The 17,293-nt window shown below is 57.8% G+C and carries 17 protein-coding genes; 10 read left to right on the forward strand and 7 right to left on the reverse strand.

Annotated elements, in window-relative coordinates:
* The first annotated feature begins 83 nt into the window (after positions 1-83).
* Entirely contained in the window at positions 84-986 is a 903-nt protein-coding gene (locus BLU07_RS06250; RefSeq protein ID WP_092385210.1) for an AEC family transporter, read from the forward strand.
* Between the two features lie 101 nt (positions 987-1,087).
* Complete coding sequence (gene bfr, locus BLU07_RS06255) at positions 1,088-1,552, forward strand: bacterioferritin (protein ID WP_092385212.1); 465 nt, start codon at positions 1,088-1,090, stop codon at positions 1,550-1,552.
* Positions 1,553-1,579: 27 nt separating this feature from the next.
* On the opposite strand, the gene BLU07_RS06260 is transcribed toward bfr, so the two are convergent.
* The 5 genes from BLU07_RS06260 to BLU07_RS06280 form a co-directional block, all read right to left on the reverse strand.
* Positions 1,580-2,785, reverse strand: a complete 1,206-nt coding sequence (locus BLU07_RS06260; RefSeq protein ID WP_092385214.1) for a winged helix-turn-helix domain-containing protein — start codon at positions 2,783-2,785, stop codon at positions 1,580-1,582.
* Positions 2,778-3,272, reverse strand: coding sequence for a class I SAM-dependent methyltransferase (locus BLU07_RS06265; protein WP_092385216.1), 495 nt, complete (start codon positions 3,270-3,272; stop codon positions 2,778-2,780). The genes BLU07_RS06260 and BLU07_RS06265 overlap by 8 nt, the downstream gene beginning before the upstream one ends.
* Before the next feature lie 272 nt (positions 3,273-3,544).
* On the reverse strand, positions 3,545-4,486 hold the full coding sequence (locus BLU07_RS06270; protein WP_197675072.1) for an alpha/beta hydrolase: 942 nt from the start codon (positions 4,484-4,486) through the stop codon (positions 3,545-3,547).
* A 206-nt stretch (positions 4,487-4,692) separates the two neighbouring features.
* Positions 4,693-5,061, reverse strand: coding sequence for a hypothetical protein (locus BLU07_RS06275; RefSeq protein ID WP_157719096.1), 369 nt, complete (start codon positions 5,059-5,061; stop codon positions 4,693-4,695).
* A gap of 22 nt (positions 5,062-5,083) precedes the next feature.
* Positions 5,084-5,587, reverse strand: coding sequence for a hypothetical protein (locus BLU07_RS06280; RefSeq protein ID WP_157719097.1), 504 nt, complete (start codon positions 5,585-5,587; stop codon positions 5,084-5,086).
* Between the two features lie 118 nt (positions 5,588-5,705).
* Here BLU07_RS06280 and BLU07_RS06285 point away from each other — a divergent pair, with 118 nt between their 5' ends.
* From BLU07_RS06285 to BLU07_RS06305, 5 genes are all read left to right on the forward strand, one after another.
* Entirely contained in the window at positions 5,706-6,509 is an 804-nt protein-coding gene (locus BLU07_RS06285; RefSeq protein ID WP_092385222.1) for an enoyl-CoA hydratase-related protein, read from the forward strand.
* A 215-nt stretch (positions 6,510-6,724) separates the two neighbouring features.
* Positions 6,725-7,087 (forward strand): BON domain-containing protein, encoded by a 363-nt coding sequence (locus tag BLU07_RS06290; RefSeq protein WP_157719098.1) that lies wholly within the window; start codon positions 6,725-6,727, stop codon positions 7,085-7,087.
* Between the two features lie 73 nt (positions 7,088-7,160).
* Positions 7,161-7,520: a BON domain-containing protein gene (locus tag BLU07_RS06295; RefSeq protein WP_092385226.1), complete on the forward strand. Its 360-nt coding sequence runs from the start codon at positions 7,161-7,163 to the stop codon at positions 7,518-7,520.
* A gap of 65 nt (positions 7,521-7,585) precedes the next feature.
* Positions 7,586-7,783: a CsbD family protein gene (locus BLU07_RS06300; RefSeq protein WP_092389630.1), complete on the forward strand. Its 198-nt coding sequence runs from the start codon at positions 7,586-7,588 to the stop codon at positions 7,781-7,783.
* A gap of 191 nt (positions 7,784-7,974) precedes the next feature.
* The gene (locus BLU07_RS06305; RefSeq protein ID WP_172830094.1) at positions 7,975-10,029 is read left to right on the forward strand and encodes an IPTL-CTERM sorting domain-containing protein; all 2,055 of its coding nucleotides are present in this window, start codon (positions 7,975-7,977) and stop codon (positions 10,027-10,029) included.
* Between the two features lie 2 nt (positions 10,030-10,031).
* Here BLU07_RS06305 and BLU07_RS06310 read toward each other — a convergent pair whose 3' ends face one another.
* Positions 10,032-10,673, reverse strand: coding sequence for a TetR/AcrR family transcriptional regulator (locus tag BLU07_RS06310; protein WP_172830095.1), 642 nt, complete (start codon positions 10,671-10,673; stop codon positions 10,032-10,034).
* Between the two features lie 118 nt (positions 10,674-10,791).
* Between BLU07_RS06310 and BLU07_RS06315 the strand changes: the two genes are divergently transcribed.
* Positions 10,792-11,850, forward strand: coding sequence for an efflux RND transporter periplasmic adaptor subunit (locus tag BLU07_RS06315; RefSeq protein ID WP_157719099.1), 1,059 nt, complete (start codon positions 10,792-10,794; stop codon positions 11,848-11,850).
* Positions 11,847-14,918, forward strand: a complete 3,072-nt coding sequence (locus BLU07_RS06320) for an efflux RND transporter permease subunit (protein WP_092385232.1) — start codon at positions 11,847-11,849, stop codon at positions 14,916-14,918. Before BLU07_RS06315 ends, BLU07_RS06320 begins: the two co-directional genes overlap by 4 nt.
* Here BLU07_RS06320 and BLU07_RS06325 read toward each other — a convergent pair.
* Entirely contained in the window at positions 14,902-16,473 is a 1,572-nt protein-coding gene (locus tag BLU07_RS06325) for a L,D-transpeptidase family protein (protein ID WP_172830096.1), read from the reverse strand. The genes BLU07_RS06320 and BLU07_RS06325 overlap by 17 nt on opposite strands.
* Positions 16,474-16,628: 155 nt before the next feature.
* Between BLU07_RS06325 and BLU07_RS06330 the strand changes: the two genes are divergently transcribed.
* Positions 16,629-17,285 (forward strand): murein L,D-transpeptidase catalytic domain family protein, encoded by a 657-nt coding sequence (locus BLU07_RS06330; protein WP_231701724.1) that lies wholly within the window; start codon positions 16,629-16,631, stop codon positions 17,283-17,285.
* Positions 17,286-17,293: the final 8 nt, after the last annotated feature.

The following is a 17,293-nucleotide window of genomic DNA, read 5'->3' on the forward strand; positions in this document are numbered from 1 at the left end:
CTAGCTAGCCCCTCTCCCCTGGTGGGAGAGGGGTTGGGGAGAGGGGGAAGCCCCGCTGACAACACCAAACACAGAGACACCCCATGCTGGTTATTGAAGCCCTGATCCCCATCTTTGTTCTGGTTCTGCTGGGCTATGTGTTGGCCTGGCGGCAGTGGTTGCCGACTGACGCTGGTACTGCGCTGGCGGCGATCACGTTCAAGGTGTTTATTCCGGTATTGCTGTTTACCGCGCTGGCGCGGGCAGACCTGCGTCAGGGGTTGTCGCCCTTGCTGTTGCTGGCCTATTTCGGTCCGGCCTTGCTGCTGTTTGCCGGTGTCAATTTCATCGCCCATCGGCGGCTGAAAAGGCCGACCACCCTGGGCCTGGCGGCCAGTTACTCCAACAACGTACTGGTCGGTATTCCGCTGATTACCGTGCTGCTGGGCTCCGCTGCCCTGGTGCACCTGTTTACCATTCTGGTATTTCACAGCCTTGTTCTGTTTACCGCACAAAGCCTGTATCGCGACACCTTCAGCGGCAGTGGCAGAAGCGCTGGCTGGGCCGCTCTGCTGAAAAGCCTGGCCAATCCGTTGATTATTGCCTTGCTGCTTGGCGCCGCCTTCAATCTGCTGGGTGTGTGGTTGCCCGATGCGCTCTGGCGTGCGGGTGACTGGCTGGCAGCAGCGGCCTTGCCCAGCGCCTTGATGGTGCTGGGGATGAGTCTCTCGCGCTACCGGCTGCAACCTTCTGCCAGCATCTTGTCCGTTACCCTGGTAAAACTACTGCTGTTCCCGGTGCTGGTGTTTGTCGCAGCCACGGCTGTTGGTCTGAGCAATGAAGCGCGCACGGTGCTGACCATCATGGCGGCATGCCCGACCGGGGTGAATGTCCTGGCCTTTGCGCTGGGACATGAAGATACCCGTATCATCGGCTCGGTAGTGTTTCTGTCGACACTGGTTGCGACGATCAGCTTGACGTTGTGGTTGATGTGGCTGGGGGTGTGATCAGTACTGCAGCGGGTTTGCCCGGGAATTCCGGGTAGTCACCGACGGCTCTTTTGCGGCACAATCCGCTTTTAATGAAGCCGTAATCGGAGATCAGTACCATGAAAGGCAATCAGGATGTTATCAACTGTCTGATTACGTTGCTGCGAGGCGAGCTCGGGGCTCGCGATCAGTATTTTCTGCATTCTCGCCTGTATGAAGACATGGGCTACGGCAAGCTGTATGAACGCATAAATCACGAGATGGAAGAGGAAACGCAGCATGCCGATGCGATCCTCAAGCGTATTCTGTTTCTGGAAGGCAAGCCGGATATGACGCCGACGACAATCTATCCCGCCTTCACTGTTCCGGACATGCTGGCGGCTGATCTCAAACTGGAATATGAGGTGCGTGACAACCTGGCCAATGCCATCGCCCTGTGCGAACAGCGCAATGACTTCCAGACCCGGGAGATGCTGCTGTTGCAACTCAAAGATACAGAAGAAGACCATGCCTACTGGCTGGAGCAGCAACTGCGTCTGATACAGATGGTGGGGCTGCAGAACTATCTGCAATCACAGGCGTGAAGTGATGCTGGCCGAAGTGCAGCCGCTTTATCCCAGGGATGCCAGCGCACTGCCCAGGGATTCTGTCAGGTGTTGGGGATGGGCTTTGGCCAAAGACACCGAATCACATTGCTGAAAATCACGGAACTGCTCGATGGCGTCCAGAAAAGCAGTAATGACTGACTCTTCAGCAAAATCATGTGGTTCCAGATGCAGGTATCTGATTTCCAGATGACGCGTTTTCCGGTGGGCTTTGCAATCCATCCTGCCGATAAATGCATCGCGAAAAAGTAGTGGCAGGCAAAAGTAACCATACTGACGCTTGGCTTCGGGTACGTAGCACTCCAGTTGATAGTCGTACTGAAACAATGCCTTGAGCCGCTCTCGCTGAATGACGCTGTTGTCAAACGGCGAGAGAATCAGCAATCGGTCTTTCACGCGGGGCAGTGCCTGTTCGAGTGCACCCGTCTTCACAAAGAAAACGTCACCACTGCTCGTCTGGACTTGTTCCAGCCGGCCAGCCGCCAAGCGTTCATTCACCATTTTTTTCACCGCGTTGCGGAGTTCAGTATTGCGCCGCTGGTAGGTCAGGCCTTTGAGTGACACCAGCCCGTGGCAGCGCAGCTGCTGATCCAGGATGTGCGTCGCGAACTCTTCCAGCGTCGGCATTCGCGTATCAACCCAGGAGGGCAGTACCCGTTCGGTCAGATCATATGTTTTCTGAAAACCTTCACGGTCACTGACCATCAGATCGCCTTGCATATACAGCTGTTCCAGTGCCTTTTTGGCAGGTTTCCAGTCCCACCAGCCAGAACGTTTTACGCTGTCAGTTTCCAGGTCGCGCGAACGCAGCGGGCCGTCTGACCCTATTCGAGCCATCAGCTCGCCCATGAGCTTCTCGTCACAGTTTCTATACCAGCGGGTCCGGCCACTTTTAATGGCATCTTTGTAGGGCAGTGAAAAACGAAAATCGCTGATGGGTAGAAAAGCCGCAGCATGCGCCCAATATTCGAAAATATCACCATCGCGCAGCATTTGGTTGCTCATGGCAGGCTTGAACTGAGGCACCCTGGCGTGGAAGACATGATGATGTGCGCGCTCCACCACCGAGATGGTGTCAACCTGCACATAGCCCAGATGGTTAATCGCCTTGCGTGCGCCCGCCAAACCACGGCCAAAGGGCTGCGTCTGCAGCAAGCCCTGTGCAGCCAAAGCCAGGCGGCGCAAGCGCGCCTGAGTCGAGAAGTCATGCATGGTTTCTTTGACCAAACCTGTTCTGGACAAAATCAGCAAAGGGTAATTTTACAAATCGGGGCAAGGTGTGATGCTGCTTTCTCAACGTAACGAAAATCCACTTGTGCTCCCAGATATTCAACACCGCAGCCACGTCGTACAGGGGCGGAACGACCACAGTGACCTGTTTGCCTACCCGTTGCAGTTCGGCATAGAAAGCGTCAGGGTCATCGACATGTTCTATGGTATGAGAGCATAAAACTGAATCGAATTCGCCGGTCTTGAAGGGCAGATTGTAAATGCTGCTTATCAAGGTGAATCTCGGCAGGTCCTGGTGTTGAACGATATCCGCGTTTACTCCACCACCATCGGTTTTACCGCAGCAGATATTCAACCCCCATTTTTGTTGATTCAAAATTCGCTTTTTGCCTAGTTGGTAACTGGCGAAATGAGCACAAGCCAGATACATCGTGATTAATGCCACCACAATCATTGAATCAACCAGCATGGACGCCTCTTGGCAATTATTGTTGAGGCCGACAGTTTACCTGCCCGCCAATACAACAATATGTCAGTTGACTACCGTACTCGCATCGATAGACAGCTGAGCCCTGCTCAACTACTTCGACGCGCCACTATCAGGCCGCCGGACAGCAGCAATGCTGACAGCAAAAGCAACAGAGCGAACACATTATCCAGGCCGCCCGCTGCGTAGTTCAGGGAGAAATAACCCGTTGTCGTTGGTCTGATCTGCCAAGCGCAGGGAAGTGGTCTTTTCTATCAAAGCGCCTCAAGCCATTGACGTATGGTCGCTATGGCGTCCGGACTGACGACCAGCCCCAGGTGCGACACGCCTTCTACCGTGATGATGTCGGCATGGGGAACAAGAGGGCGGATCGTAGGCTCGAACTTTTCCGCAAAGAAGGCGTTGTCTTCAGCACCGGTAATGACGAGAACCGGAACCTCCATGGCGCCGAGCTCTTTGCGGAAGTTGGACGGATTGAAACCGCTCATTAATCGATACGAGTAAGTCAGCGTTTCCGAACCGTCGCGGTACTCCGCAGGCATGTTGAATCGAAGTACCTGCGCATCGTTGAACCGGGTAACCCCGAGTTCGTTCAGCAGCGAGAGACCAATGATCTTGGCAATACTGGGATTGGCCCAGCCACCCGAATCACGGCGAACGGTAGGTGCATCGTATCCAAGGTAGGGGGCAAGCAGGAGATACCCTGAGGCAAGATCTCCGTGCTTTCCACCGGCAAAGCGCATCGCCAGGCCTCCGCCCGCTGAGTGGCCCCCGACAATGACTCTGGCCAGGCCAGTGTCGGTCGTTTTGATGTGGGCGATGAGATCAGCCAGATCATCTTCAAGCTGCTCAATGTAATCGATGTCGCCGCGATTGGCCGGGGAGGGGCCATGCCCGCGAATATCAGGTGTGTAGACGGTAGCAGCGCCTGACTCGGCAATCTCGTGGGCAAGCGTCGCCAGGTACTGGCTATGAGATCCCGATCCGTGCAAGAGCACCAGTGCAGTCCGGGATTCACCCGGGTAGTGCCGATACGCCAGGGTTGCTCCGTCTCGCGCTGTAAAGGCCTGACGTTCGGGTATGGGGCGATTGTCCTGTGCGCCCGATAACAGGGCCTCAAAATCCATGTTTGTTGCGTTTGCGCCTGCAGACATCGCAATGAAGACTCCGAAAACAATCAACAAGAACTTTTGCACTTGCTTCTCCAGAAAGGCATATCGCTGAGGTGAGTGCCACGCACATCGAGTCTGACGGCATTGCGTGTGTGCAATCAGACGGTTACTCACAGATTCTCGCACACTCGAGACAGATCGCCACACTGACTCATCCGAAGAAAACGAAGTCGCCTGACAAGCTGCCATCAACACGCGGTCACAAACGAGCAGCGATGCTGCCCGTTGTACTAGTGAGTCCAGCCTGACGGGCCTTGTTGGTCTGGTTGGCTATTCTCGATGTCTTTTATCCGCGCGCGGATAGCGTCCGCATCGATAAATGGCCTGGTGTATTCAAGATTGTGCGTGCTGCCGGCAATAATGTTTGCCATCGCCATAAACACGATGCCGATGATTAATGACAGGCCGGCAAGCACCTGATACAGGTTTGGCGGGTCCAGATAGAGCAGCGTTGCCGTGACCACAAAAAAGAGCGTTGCCAGTATATACGCCTGGATTTTATCCTTTTTCTTTGCCTTGACGTCATCCTCGGGGCCGCCGCTCCATTTCAGAAACTCCCTGAGTACTTTCTCTTCCGTTTCGAGCCGGTTGCTATTCATTGTCTTCCCTGGTTTGTCGATGTTATGCATTCTTTGACAGGTATTCATCAAAAGAGCGGTACTTCGTTACATTGCCCGCTTCGCTGCATGACAAATACAGGCCCTGGCTGCCCAGCAATGCATATACAAGCATGTTGCTGTGCTCCCGGGGCAAAACCGTGTTGAGCACAGAGATACATTGACGCTTTGATGTCATCACATAGTGACACTCGCGATCATCATGCGTACTCAAGGTACCGTATTCAGGCAAAAAAACGTCACACTCAACAATGCCAATATCTCCTTCCGCTTCGAGGAGTTCAATCAGGCTGCCAACACTGTCCACGGGCGGCAATTCTTTTTCTGTCGCCCATCCATACTTCCGGTAACGCGTTGCCCCCAGGCTGATGATAGATAACTCGGCGCTCTCGTCGAATACGGACAGCCCGTCCAGCGTCGAATATTCGCCAAGGTAGAGTTCAAAGCCTCTGTTGGTTTCCTGGTACCGGTATACGGCTGGTTTCATTTCTCTGTGCATGGCTGTCATGCCCACCGCTCTGTGATTGATGCCTTGCCAGACAAGAAGGTACCACCAGAAAGCCTGCCGATGGGCGATTCTGCGTTAGGCTTGTGATTGTCTCGATGAATGAATCTATGGGGTAAATATGTCTGTGACTGATGAACTGGTGCTTGCCGAACAGCGTGGGGCAACCTGTGTGCTGACCCTGAATCAACCGGGAAAGCGTAATGCCCTGATTACCGAAACCTACCAGGTAATGAGTGCCCACCTGGATCGGGTGTTGGACGATCCTCAGGTGGCGAACGTGGTATTGACCGGTGCGGGTGACTTCTTTTGTTCCGGGGGTGATTTGCTGTCGCTGGAAACCCGAGCAGCTTTGCCTCTGGCGGAGCGGGAAGAGCGTATTGAGCATTTGCATGCCCTGGTGCGCAAACTGAAGTTTTTCCCCAAGCCGGTGATTGCCGCCATAGAAGGTGGCGCGGCGGGCGCAGGAGCCTCCTTGGTGTTTGCCGCAGATCTGGTGTTGGCTGCCGAGGGCAGCTATATCTCGCTGGCCTATGTCAAAGCCGGCCTGGTGCCGGATGGTGGCGGCTCGGGTTTCCTGGCGTTGTCTTTGCCGCATCAGTTGGCGGCGGAGATTGCCTTGCTGGGCGGGCGTTTGCCGGTTGAACGCTTTGCCGCGGCGGGGGTGGTCAATCGGGTTGTTCAGCCGGGTAGTGCCTTGACCGAGGCATTGGCACTGGGGGCCAGCCTGGCCGAAGGCGCGCGAGAAGCCCAGGCGACAATTCTCACCCTGCTGGATGCGCCACACCGTGAAGCCTTTGAGCAGCAGCTGGAGCGGGAGAAGCGCGCGATATCATTGGCGCTGGGTGGCGCGGAGGCGGCTGAAGGTATTGCTGCGTTCAAGCAAAAACGCGCACCGTGCTTTCCGCTACCGGCAACCGAATGAATCAGGCGGGTTGAGGCCGGGGTGTATTGCATATTGCACGATGCATTTAAGGCCTATTGGGTGAATTGCATGGTTGGTTAAACAGTCTGTTTTTCCAAGCAATTGAAATTAAAGGGTTAATGGCTTTCCGGAAAGTTGGCACGCTGGCTGCAACCTTTACAGTGACCCTGCAGCAAAGAGGTTGCAGACCAACTGGAAAGAAAGGAGTTAGATCCATGAAACAGTTAACTAAAGGTTTCGCTATCGCCACTGTCGCTGCTACCGCTTTGGGCTTGTCTGCAATGTCGTCCGTTGCTGTAGCGGACGATCATGACATGAGCGACAAGACTGAGAGCACGATGGAATCAGCTGCTCAGGCAACGTCCGATACCTGGATCACCAGCAAGGTGCTCGCCAGCTTCGCGGCCGATGCTCATGTCAGTGTTTTTGATCTGGATGCTGACACCAAAGAAGGTGTCGTCACCTTGACTGGTGAGGTCAACACCAGTGCTGAACGCGCGCTGGCCAAATTGATCGCTAAAGGTATTGATGGCGTCAAGGACGTGGATGCTGACGGCGTGACGGTTGCCGAGGAATAACGCCATAACTGGCTCGCGGCAATCAGCCCGTGAGCCAGGTAACGACTTTTTAACCAATGCTAAGGAAAATACCATGAAAATGTTGACCAAGAATTTTGCGATTGCAACGATTGCCGCTACTGCGCTGGGCTTGTCTGCGCTGTCATCTGCTGTGTTGGCAGACGACCACGGCATGGGTGACAAGGCTGAAGATGCTGCCGAAACCGCGGGCCAGGCTACCTCTGATACCTGGATCACCAGCAAGGTACGCGCCAGCTTTGTCGCGGAAAGCGAGCTGAGTGCCCTGGATATCGGGGTGGAAACCAATGAAGGCGTGGTTACCCTGACCGGCGAAGTCAATACGGATGCTCAACGCGAGCTGGCCATCAAGGTTGTTGAAGACATTGAAGGCGTCAAAGAAGTCGCTGCTGATGGTCTCCAATCTCACGAGTAACTCTCTGTAGTGTTCACAGCCGGGTGGCAACACCCGGCTATCACTCAGCAATAGGGGGAAAGATGATGAATGACGATATTCTCAAGGGCAAATGGAAGCAATTGCGCGGTCGCGTCAAGGAGCGTTGGGGCAACCTGACGGATGATGATCTGGACGTGATCGACGGCCACTCCGAGCACTTGGCCGGCAAGCTGCAAGAGAAGTATGGCTGGTCGAAAGAAAAGGCCCAGCAAGAGCTGCGTGATTTCAACGACAACTTGTAATCAATGCCCGCAGGCTTCCGGAAAAGCCCCGTAGATTTCGATCTGCGGGGCTTTTTTAATGGATGGCTTTGTAGTTGCAATGCACCTTTATGCTGATATTATCTGGCTATAAAGCGGTCTGCCCTTGTTGCGAATAGTTCCGTGATTTGGCCCTTCTACCGCATGCTTTCCACGCCTCTGAGTTCATGCCCATGCCATGCGGAACCCGCGCTTCATCCTTTAACCGCGCCGTGATGCGCGGTACGCTTTTTCTCTTGCTGCAACTCCCGTTGCTATCGATGGCTGCCGAGATTCATGTTGATCAATCGGCGACCGGAGGCAATAACGGCTCCACCTGGGCTGATGCCTATACCGACCTGCAGGACGCGCTGAGCCTTGCTTTGCCGGGTGACGAGATCTGGGTTGCCGCTGGTGTCTATACACCCACCAGCGATCCGGCACAGCGCACGGTCGCCTTCCAGCTGCGCAATGGCGTAGGGATGTATGGTGGCTTCTCCGGTACTGAGTCCCTGCGTGCCGATCGGGATTGGCAAACCAACACGACCATCCTGAGTGGTGATATTGAAAACAATGACGCCAGCTCGGGCGGTGTAGTGACCGACACGAGTCAGATCCAGGGTGCCAACAGCCTGCATGTGCTGTCCGGTACTAACGTGGATGCCAGCACCGTACTCGATGGATTTACGATCACTGCGGGCTACGCCGATGGTTCTTCCAATAATGGTTCCGGCGCGGGGCTGATTCTGGTCTTTGGCAGCCCGACACTGAATAATCTCCAATTCAGCGGCAACTTCGCCAGCATCTATGGCGGCGCCATATACAGCTATGACGGCGCTCCAGTGTTTAATGACGTCACTTTCCTGAACAACCGGAGCAGTCAATTAGGCGGGGCGATCGCCAGCATCGGTGATCCGGCCAAGCTGAGCAACATACCACCGATTCTGACCGTGCCGGAATTTGACAACGTCATTTTCATGGGCAACCGGGCAGCCCAGGGCGGGGCAATGTTCAACAGCTTCGGCATGAGCCCGGCGCTAACCAACACGGTTTTCTTTGGCAATATCGCTGACAACGACGGTGGCGCGATCTACAACCGTTCGCAAAGCAGCCCGACACTGATCAATACCACCCTCAGCGGCAACAGTGCGGCCGTCGGTGGTGGCCTGTACAACGTTATCGAGAGCGTTCCGACACTGGTAAACAGTATTGCCTGGGGGAATACTGCAACCGCCGTGGGTGCCCAAATTCATAACGCTGATGTTGATTCCGGGGTAACTGCGACCTACAGCCTGGTCGAGGGGCAGCAACCACTCGGCGACGCCAATCTTGATGGTACTGACCCGGCCAGTAATCCCTTGTTTGTCGATCAGGGTAGCGGCGATCTGCGCTTGCAGGCTGATTCACCGGCCGTCGATGCGGGCAGCAATGCGGCGATTCCCGCCGGCGTAACCAGTGATCTGTCGGGTGGCCCCCGTATTCTGCCCGCAGTGGACGGGGTGGTGGATCTGGGCGCCTTCGAAACCGCCTATTTCCTGGTCACACCTGATGCCGGCGCCGGCGGGCAACTCGATCCAGCCAGCACGCAGCGGGTTGCACCAGGGGGAAGCCTTGCGCTCGGGATCATTCCGGATACGGATTATCGTCTCGATACGGTGAATGGGTGCAACGGCACTCTGGTCGATGCCACCTACACGACCGACGGGCTGGCTGCGGACTGCACGGTAACGGCCAGTTTTGTGCGCGTTGCCGCAGCGGACGCTTCACCGACCGGAAGTGGCCCCATCAACGTTCAGCTTGATGGTGGTGGCACCGGTTGCGGTTTCGTTCGCAGCGACTTTGTATCTGCGGATACCTTTCCGCCGACCAGTGTAGAGACGCGCTTTCCCCATGGCTTGTTCGATTTTGAACTGAGTGGGTGCGACACCGGGAGCACCGTCACGCTCACCATGACCTACCCGACGCCCTTGCCGAGTGGTGCGCAGTACTGGAAGTTCGGACCCACCGCCGACAACCCCGCGCCGCATTGGTATGTCATGCCTGCCAGCTTCAATGGTGCTGACGTGTCTTTCAGCATTACCGATGGCGGAATGGGGGATGGGGATCTGACCGCCAATGGCAGTATCGTCGATCCGGGTGGGCCGGGGCTGTTTGCAGGTTCCGCAGCACCCATACCCAGCCTGCAGAGCTGGAGCATTGCACTATTGGCCCTGTTGCTGGGCTGGTTCGGCGTGCGCCGGCGCGTCTGACCTTACTGGGCCGGGAGACGCGTGGTCGCGCGCAGGAAAAGATCGACGGCTGATTCAATGCGCAGCTGTCGCTCGGCCTGATCAGGCAGCGGGCGACCATTCATCAGCAAGCCATTGAGCATGCAGCCCTTCCACATGCCAACCAGTTGCTCGGCCGCCATGGCCGGGTCGTCTACGCTGATTTGACCCTGTTCGACGGCGTGGCGCAGGCACTCTTCGGCGCGACGCACGAAGGCAATGGGCCCATCCTGATAGATCATCTGTCCGTGAGCGCCATGGCGAGCACCATGCGCAATCACGGCGCGCATGATCTTGATGCCTTCTTCACTGGCGAGAAAGTCCAGCAGCTGATGTCCCAGGTTGAGCAGTTGCTCGCGCAAGCCCTCCAACGAAGAAAAGGGCTCGGGACCATTACCCACCAGGGCGCGATGCTGGCGCTCGAGTACCGCTTTGAGCAAGCCGTCGGCATTATCGAAATGCCGGTACAGGGTGCTTTTTGCGACGCCGGCGCGGCGTGCCACCGACTCCATGCCGAATTGCAAATCGCCTTCGGCAATGCTTTGCAGGGCATGGTCCAGAATACGCTCGATCTTTTCCGGATCGACCGGCCGCCCCGGACGTGGGTGGCTACTGGGTTTGGGCATGATTCCACTCCATTCAAAGCACATAGACAACGGCGAAAAACTATTTACGGTACGTTTTCGTTCTGTAATTATATCGGTACGTTCAACATATCGGTACTTACACAATAAGGCTACCAAAATGCGCCGTGCACTTTTCTCCCTGCTGGGTCTGGCTCTGCTGGCGGGTTGTGGCAATGAGTCCGCATCGCAGTCCAACGTTGATAATCCGCCCAAAGTCCGCGTTGTGCAATTACAGCCGGCCAGTCCTCCGGAATGGACCTTGAGTGGCAATGTGCAAGCCCGGCATCAGGTCGAGCTGGGCTTTCGTCTGGCTGGTGAAATCAATCAGCGCCGGGTTCAGGCCGGGCAGCGGGTCGACGCTGATGATGTGTTGCTGACGCTGGACCCGCGGGATGTCACCCAGCAGCTGGCTTCAGCCCGCGCGGCACTGACGGCGGCGCGCTTGCAGGCGCAGAATGCCGAATCCAGCCGGCAGCGCCTGCAAAGCCTGCGCGAGCGCGATCTGGTCCCGGTGCAGAATTACGATGATGCCGTAACCGCTGCCGATGCCGCGCAGCAAAGTGTTCGCAGTGCCCAGGCGCAACTGGCCCAGGCCGAAACGGCGCTGGAATACGTGGAGTTGCGGGCGCCGACTGACGGTGTGCTGATTGAAGTCAGCGGCGAGGTCGGTCAGGTCGTTGCTCCGGGGCAGGTTGTCGCGGTACTGGCCTCTGAAGGCGAGCATGAAGTTGAAGTATTTGTGCCGGAACGCCGCCGCCGTGGCTTGCCGGAACAGGGGCAGGTTGTGCTCTTTGGCGGCCAGCAGCGGGCACCTGCCAGTTTGCGAGAAGTCGCCGGTGCGGCAGACCCGATGACGCGCAGCTGGCGGGCGCGTTTTGCCATTGAGGATGACCCGGCCAATTGGCCGTTGGGCAGCAGCGTGACGCTGCAACTGAATGGCAATGGCGATGAACGTGACGGTATGCAGCAGTTGCCGCTCAGTGCGCTGATCGACAAGGGGCAGGGCACAGGCGTGTGGCACGTACGGGACGGCAAGGTCGAGTTCGTTTCCGTCGAGCTGGTCAGCACGCGCAAGGAGCTGGCCTGGATTCGCAGTGGCTTGCCGGCCGGCACACCCGTCGTTGCGCTGGGTGTGCATCTGCTCGAGGCGGGGCAGGCGGTTGAGGTGCTGCCATGAGCATGGACCCCTTGCGTTTCAACCTGTCCGCTCATGCGGTACGCGAACGCTCGATGACGCTGTTTTTCCTGCTGGTGACGGCTGTCGTCGGCGTGTATTCCTTCTTTGCCCTGGGGCGGGCAGAGGACCCCAACTTTACCGTCCGCGTGGTGATGGTCAGCGCAGTATGGCCGGGTGCAACCGCATCACAGATGGAGCTGCAGGTCGCCGAGCCGCTGGAAAAGCGTCTGCAGGAAGTGCGTTTTTTCGACAAGATCGAAACCACCGCGCGGCCTGGCCGGGTTGATATGAAAGTAACGTTCGAGGATTTCACCCCATCGGACACCCTGCCGGAACTCTTCTACCAGGTACGCAAGCGGATGCAGGACGCAGCACCCGGTTTGCCGCCCGGCGTGCAGGGGCCTTTTGTCAATGACGACTTTGCCGATGTGTATTTTTCTTTGTATGCCCTGACGGCTCCGGGTTTGCCGCCTCGGGAACTGGTGCGCGAAGCGGAGACCTTGCGCGATCGTTTCAGCCGGGTTGATGGCGTACAAAAGGTACAGATTCTGGGTGAGCGCCCGGAGCGCGTCTTCGTTGACGTTGACCCGCAACAACTGGCCCAGCTGGGTATCGGCCCGCAGCAGATCGCCGAAGCACTGGATGCCTGGAATCGCCTGTTGCCGGCCGGCCTGGTGGAAACCAGCGGGCCGCGCCTGTACTGGCGGGTGGATGCCGACCTGGCCGATCTGGACGCCATTGCCAATGTGCCGCTGCAAGTGGGCGAGCGCCTGATTCGCCTGGGCGATATTGCCGAGGTGCGGCGCGGCTATGAAGATCCGCCGGGCTATATGATTCGTGCCTTCGCCGAAGAGGCGGTATTGATTGGCGTGGTGCTCGAACGGGGCCGCAACGGTCTGGATGTGGGGGCAGAGCTGGCCGAACTGCACACGGAGCTGAGTGCCGGTTTGCCGCTGGGCATGGAGTTCCGCCAGATCACCAACCAACGCGAAGCCATTACCCGTTCCGTGGAACTGTTCCAGTACAAGTTTTTGCTCGCTGTGCTGGTGGTCATGCTGGTCAGCTTCGCCAGTATCGGCTTTCGCCCCGGCCTGATTGTCGGTATCGCAGTGCCGCTGACCCTGTGCCTGACCTTTCTGCTGATGCTGATGCGCGGAATGAACTTTGACCGCATTACCCTGGGCGCCTTGATCATCGCGCTGGGTTTGCTGGTTGACGACGCCATTATCGCTATCGAGATGATGCTGGTGAAAATGGAGGAGGGCTGGGACCGGCTCAGGGCGGCGGCCCATGCCTGGACGGTGACGGCAGCGCCCATGTTGTCAGGCACCCTGGTCACGGTGATCGGTTTTGTGCCGATCGGTTTTGCCCGCTCGGGCGTGGGTGAGTATACCGGCAATATTTTCTGGGTCCTGGCCTTTGCCTTGCTCGCCTCCTGGCTGGTGGCCGTGATCTTTACGCCCTATCTCGGCGTATTGCTGCTCAAGGACGTACCCCGGGACCAGCTGGCGGAGAAGCATGGCGCGCAGTATCAGACGCCCAATTACCAGCGTTTCCGCCGCTTGATCCAGCGCTGCGTGCAGTTCCGCAAAACGGTGGTTTTGGCAACTGTCGGGCTCTTTGTGCTGTCGATTGTCGGCATGCAGACCCTGGTACAAAAGCAGTTCTTCCCGTCTTCCGACCGTCCTGAAGTGCTGGTCGATGTGCATTTGCCGGAAGGCAGCAGTATCGGCGCAACCGATGCCCTGACCCGGCGGATCGAAGCGCAATTGCGCGACCATCCGGATGTGGTGTCGCTCTCCAGTTACCTGGGGGCCGGGGCACCGCGTTTCTTTATCTCGCTGAACCCGGAACAGCCCAGCAGCAACTTTGCCAAGGTGGTCGCGATTGCGCAGGATGAACACGGTCGCAACCGCATCATGGCTGATTTGCAGGCTGCCGTGGATGCCGGCGCCTACCCGGAAGCCCGCGTGCGTGTACACCGCTTGTTGTTCGGGCCGCCGGTGGTATTCCCGGTGGAGTTCCGTGTGGTGGGTGATGATCCGGCGGTATTGCGCGAACAGGCCAGCCGCCTGCGTGAGTTGATCAGTGGCCACCCGAACGTTGTTGAACCGCACCTGGACTGGGGTGATCGGGTGCCGGTGGTGCGCTTGCGGCTGGATCCGGAACGGTTGCGTGCAATCGGTTTGACCGCGAGTGACTTGTCGAATCAATTGCAGCTGCAGTGGGGCGGCATGCCGGTAACCGTGCTGCGTCAGGATATTCGCAGCGTGCAATTGCTGGTGCGCGGCGAAGGGTCCGAGCTGGACAACTTTGCCGATCTGCCCCTGCGGACCGCGGATGGCCGCACCATTACCCTGTCTCAGGCCGGCCTGATCGAAGTGGCCAGTGAAGAGCCGGTGCTCAAGCGCTACAACCGCGAACCCTATATAACCGTGCAAGCGGATATTCAGGGCGCGCAGCCGCCGAATGTGACCATGAGCCTGTGGCAGCAGATGGCGGATTTCCGTGCCCAGTTGCCGCCGGGCTATCGCGTGGATATTGGCGGTGCGGTAGAGCAGTCAGCCAAGGGGCAGGACTCCATCGCCAAAGTACAGCCGATCATGCTGGCCTTGATGCTGGTAGTCATCATGCTGCAAATGCGCACCTTCTCCGGCACCTTGATGGTGCTGGCGACAGCGCCGCTGGGAGTGATTGGCGCGACCCTGGCGCTGTTGCTGGGCAATCAGCCGTTCGGTTTTGTGGCTCTGCTGGGGCTGACCGGTCTGGCGGGGATTCTGATGCGCAACACACTGATTCTGACCAAACAGATCGACGACAACCTGGAGGCCGGCATGCAGCGCAATGAAGCCCTGGTCGAAGCCACTGTGCAGCGCACGCGGCCCGTGTTGCTGACTGCACTGGCAGCAGTGTTGGCCTTCGTTCCCCTGACTTTTGATGCTTTCTGGGGCCCGATGGCCTATGTGCTGATTGGCGGCACCCTGGTGGGCAGTCTGATCACGCTGCTGTTCCTGCCGGGTTTGTACGCGCTCTGGTTCCGCGTCAAACCGGTCAGTGCAGCGCACTGATCAGCGCCGGATCCATGTTGTAGGGGTCGGGCAGAAAGCGCAGTTGCCCGTCCTCTACTTCAGCGGTCCAGTAGGCGAGTATCAGCTGGATGCCCGTCGGCAGATTGATTTCCCGCGTGCGTCCACTGGCCAGCTGCTGCTCGATCTGGGTTCGGCGTTCCGCCGGCAGAGTGGCAAACACGGCTTCAGCCAGCTCGGCGGCGCGTTGCACCCGAACACAGCCCGAACTCACACTGCGGTTGGACAGCTGGAAAATATGCTGGCTGGGCGTGTCGTGCAAATACACATGGAAGGGGTTGGGAAAGCGGAAAGCCATGCGCCCGAGCGGGTTGAGCGGCCCGGGGTCCTGGCGCAGCATAATGCCCTGCGGATGTTGCCAGTCGACCTCGGCCGGGTCCAGCTGTCGGCCCTGAAAGTCCAGTACGCGCAGGTGTTCACGCGCAAGAAAATCCGGGTCATTGCGAATGCCCGGCAGTTTGTCCTCGCGCAGAATGGTCGGTGGAATGGTCCAGCTCGGGTTCAAGGTAACCCGATTCAGGGTCGATACCAACAAGGGCGTGCGTCGGCTCAGTCGCCCGGTCTGCGCACGTGCTTCCCATTGGCGTTCCCCCTTTTTGTAGAGCCGGATATCACCGCCGGCAATGTTGACGACCAGTTGATCAGGCTGAAAGAAGTGCTCCAGCCACCGCTGGCGTTCCAGGTTGATGCGCAGCTGTTGCAGGCGATCTTCGCGTGAAACGTTCAGCGCTTCGATGGTTGCCGCCCCCACGATACCGTCCACCGTCAGCCCGTAGCGGGACTGCATGCTGCGCACGGCCGTTTCCAGGCCGGAGTCATAATGCTCGGGGCGTTCCGGGTCGGTAGCTGCGGTAATCAGGTCAAGATGCGATAGCCGTTGGCGCAGCGGGGGAATGCGCTCGCTGCTGCTTTCTGGCCGCAGGTTGGGGCCAGTGTCCAGCGTATCCCAGTCTGGCCGGTGATCGCGTAACTGCCGATAGGCCATTCGCAGCTGCTGATAATGGGGGCTGTCAGGCCGGGCAGCGTTGATGGCGGCAGTCGGCTCCGGGAGCAGGGCAATGTGATCCGCCAGCCACTGCGTGAAAACCGGGCGCGCGCCGGTTTCGTGTTGCCAATAGCCTTCCTGCACATCGGCGGGCAGGCTGCCGAGCAGCAAGTGTTCCAGTGCCAACAGATAGCGGCTGCTGATCAGTATGTCATCACACAGGCGGCGATACAGGCTGTCCTTGTCGACTGTATTGCTCTGCCAGGTGGCCCGGTAACGCTCGGGATCAAGGCCGTCGTCCTGCAGGGTTTGCACGGCGTGGGTCAGCGCCGAGCGTTGCTCCGGGTTCTGCCACAGCGGGCGAAAGCCAGCGTGAGAGTAGAGTAAATGCAGCGCGGCAGGGTTGCTGTGGGCATCCGTCGGGCACAAAGGGGTCAGGTCGGGGTCGAGCTCCGCGGTGATCAGCAGGGGCAGATCGTCGGCCAACAGGGTGCTGGACAGCAGCAAGCCCAGCGATAAGGCGACGAACTGTTGTGTACATTTAATGAACAAAAGGTATCCTTTCCGTGACAATTTATATGACATCAACTATTTGTCATTCCAGATTATAGACCTTGGAGTGCTCCATCCTGGTGATGGAAGGGGATTTAATGACGCGCAAAAGTGCAGCCATGGGGCTGCTGTTGGCTTTGTGCGGCCTGTTGGCAATGCCCGTTCAGGCCGAACAACAAAAAGAACTGATCAATACATTGGCCCTGCAGGCCCCGGACATCGACCGGACAGTGCTGGGCAAGGCCGTCGGCGCCATGCAGTGTGCAGTCCGTCACGGTGCCGATCCTTCAGCGCGCCTGGCTGTCATTGATTTTTCCTTGCCATCCTCCGAGCCCCGTCTCTGGGTGTTCGATATCAAGGAAAAATCTCTGCTGCTGCATGAGCTGGTTGCGCATGGTCAGAATACCGGCAACAACTATGCCGAACACTTCTCGAACATTCTCGGCAGTTATCAATCGAGTATCGGGCTGTTCCGCACCCAGGAAAGCTATGTGGGCCGGCATGGTTACTCGTTGCGCATGGATGGTCTGGAGCCGGGCATCAATGATCTGGCCCGTGAACGGGCCATCGTTATTCATGCGGCAGACTATGTCGACCCGGCGTGGGTGGAGCGTCAGGGAAGGATAGGGCGCAGCCAGGGTTGCCCGGCCGTTCGACCTGAAGTGGCCGATCTGGTGGTCGATAGCCTGAAAGACGGCCAATACATGTTTGCCTACTACCCCGACCAGCAATGGCTGGATGAATCCCTGTACCTGAACTGCGACGGGCCGGAAAACAGCGAGCGCCTGGCCATGTTGCAATTGCCCCGTTAATCGGCAGA

Source organism: Halopseudomonas salegens, from assembly GCF_900105655.1.
Lineage (GTDB): Bacteria > Pseudomonadota > Gammaproteobacteria > Pseudomonadales > Pseudomonadaceae > Halopseudomonas > Halopseudomonas salegens.

Excerpts from the sequence above, each read along its gene's own strand:
- BLU07_RS06305 (WP_172830094.1), top strand. The coding sequence starts at position 7,975 with ATGCCATGCGGAACCCGCGCTTCATCCTTTAACCGCGCCGTGATGCGC.
- BLU07_RS06315 (WP_157719099.1), top strand. The coding sequence starts at position 10,792 with ATGCGCCGTGCACTTTTCTCCCTGCTGGGTCTGGCTCTGCTGGCGGGT.
- BLU07_RS06280 (WP_157719097.1), bottom strand. The coding sequence starts at position 5,587 with ATGACAGCCATGCACAGAGAAATGAAACCAGCCGTATACCGGTACCAG.
- BLU07_RS06310 (WP_172830095.1), bottom strand. The coding sequence starts at position 10,673 with ATGCCCAAACCCAGTAGCCACCCACGTCCGGGGCGGCCGGTCGATCCG.
- BLU07_RS06290 (WP_157719098.1), top strand. The coding sequence starts at position 6,725 with ATGAAACAGTTAACTAAAGGTTTCGCTATCGCCACTGTCGCTGCTACC.
- BLU07_RS06275 (WP_157719096.1), bottom strand. The coding sequence starts at position 5,061 with ATGAATAGCAACCGGCTCGAAACGGAAGAGAAAGTACTCAGGGAGTTT.
- bfr (WP_092385212.1), top strand. The coding sequence starts at position 1,088 with ATGAAAGGCAATCAGGATGTTATCAACTGTCTGATTACGTTGCTGCGA.
- BLU07_RS06295 (WP_092385226.1), top strand. The coding sequence starts at position 7,161 with ATGAAAATGTTGACCAAGAATTTTGCGATTGCAACGATTGCCGCTACT.
- BLU07_RS06250 (WP_092385210.1), top strand. The coding sequence starts at position 84 with ATGCTGGTTATTGAAGCCCTGATCCCCATCTTTGTTCTGGTTCTGCTG.
- BLU07_RS06330 (WP_231701724.1), top strand. The coding sequence starts at position 16,629 with ATGCCCGTTCAGGCCGAACAACAAAAAGAACTGATCAATACATTGGCC.
- BLU07_RS06320 (WP_092385232.1), top strand. The coding sequence starts at position 11,847 with ATGAGCATGGACCCCTTGCGTTTCAACCTGTCCGCTCATGCGGTACGC.
- BLU07_RS06285 (WP_092385222.1), top strand. The coding sequence starts at position 5,706 with ATGTCTGTGACTGATGAACTGGTGCTTGCCGAACAGCGTGGGGCAACC.
- BLU07_RS06300 (WP_092389630.1), top strand. The coding sequence starts at position 7,586 with ATGAATGACGATATTCTCAAGGGCAAATGGAAGCAATTGCGCGGTCGC.
- BLU07_RS06265 (WP_092385216.1), bottom strand. The coding sequence starts at position 3,272 with ATGCTGGTTGATTCAATGATTGTGGTGGCATTAATCACGATGTATCTG.
- BLU07_RS06260 (WP_092385214.1), bottom strand. The coding sequence starts at position 2,785 with ATGCATGACTTCTCGACTCAGGCGCGCTTGCGCCGCCTGGCTTTGGCT.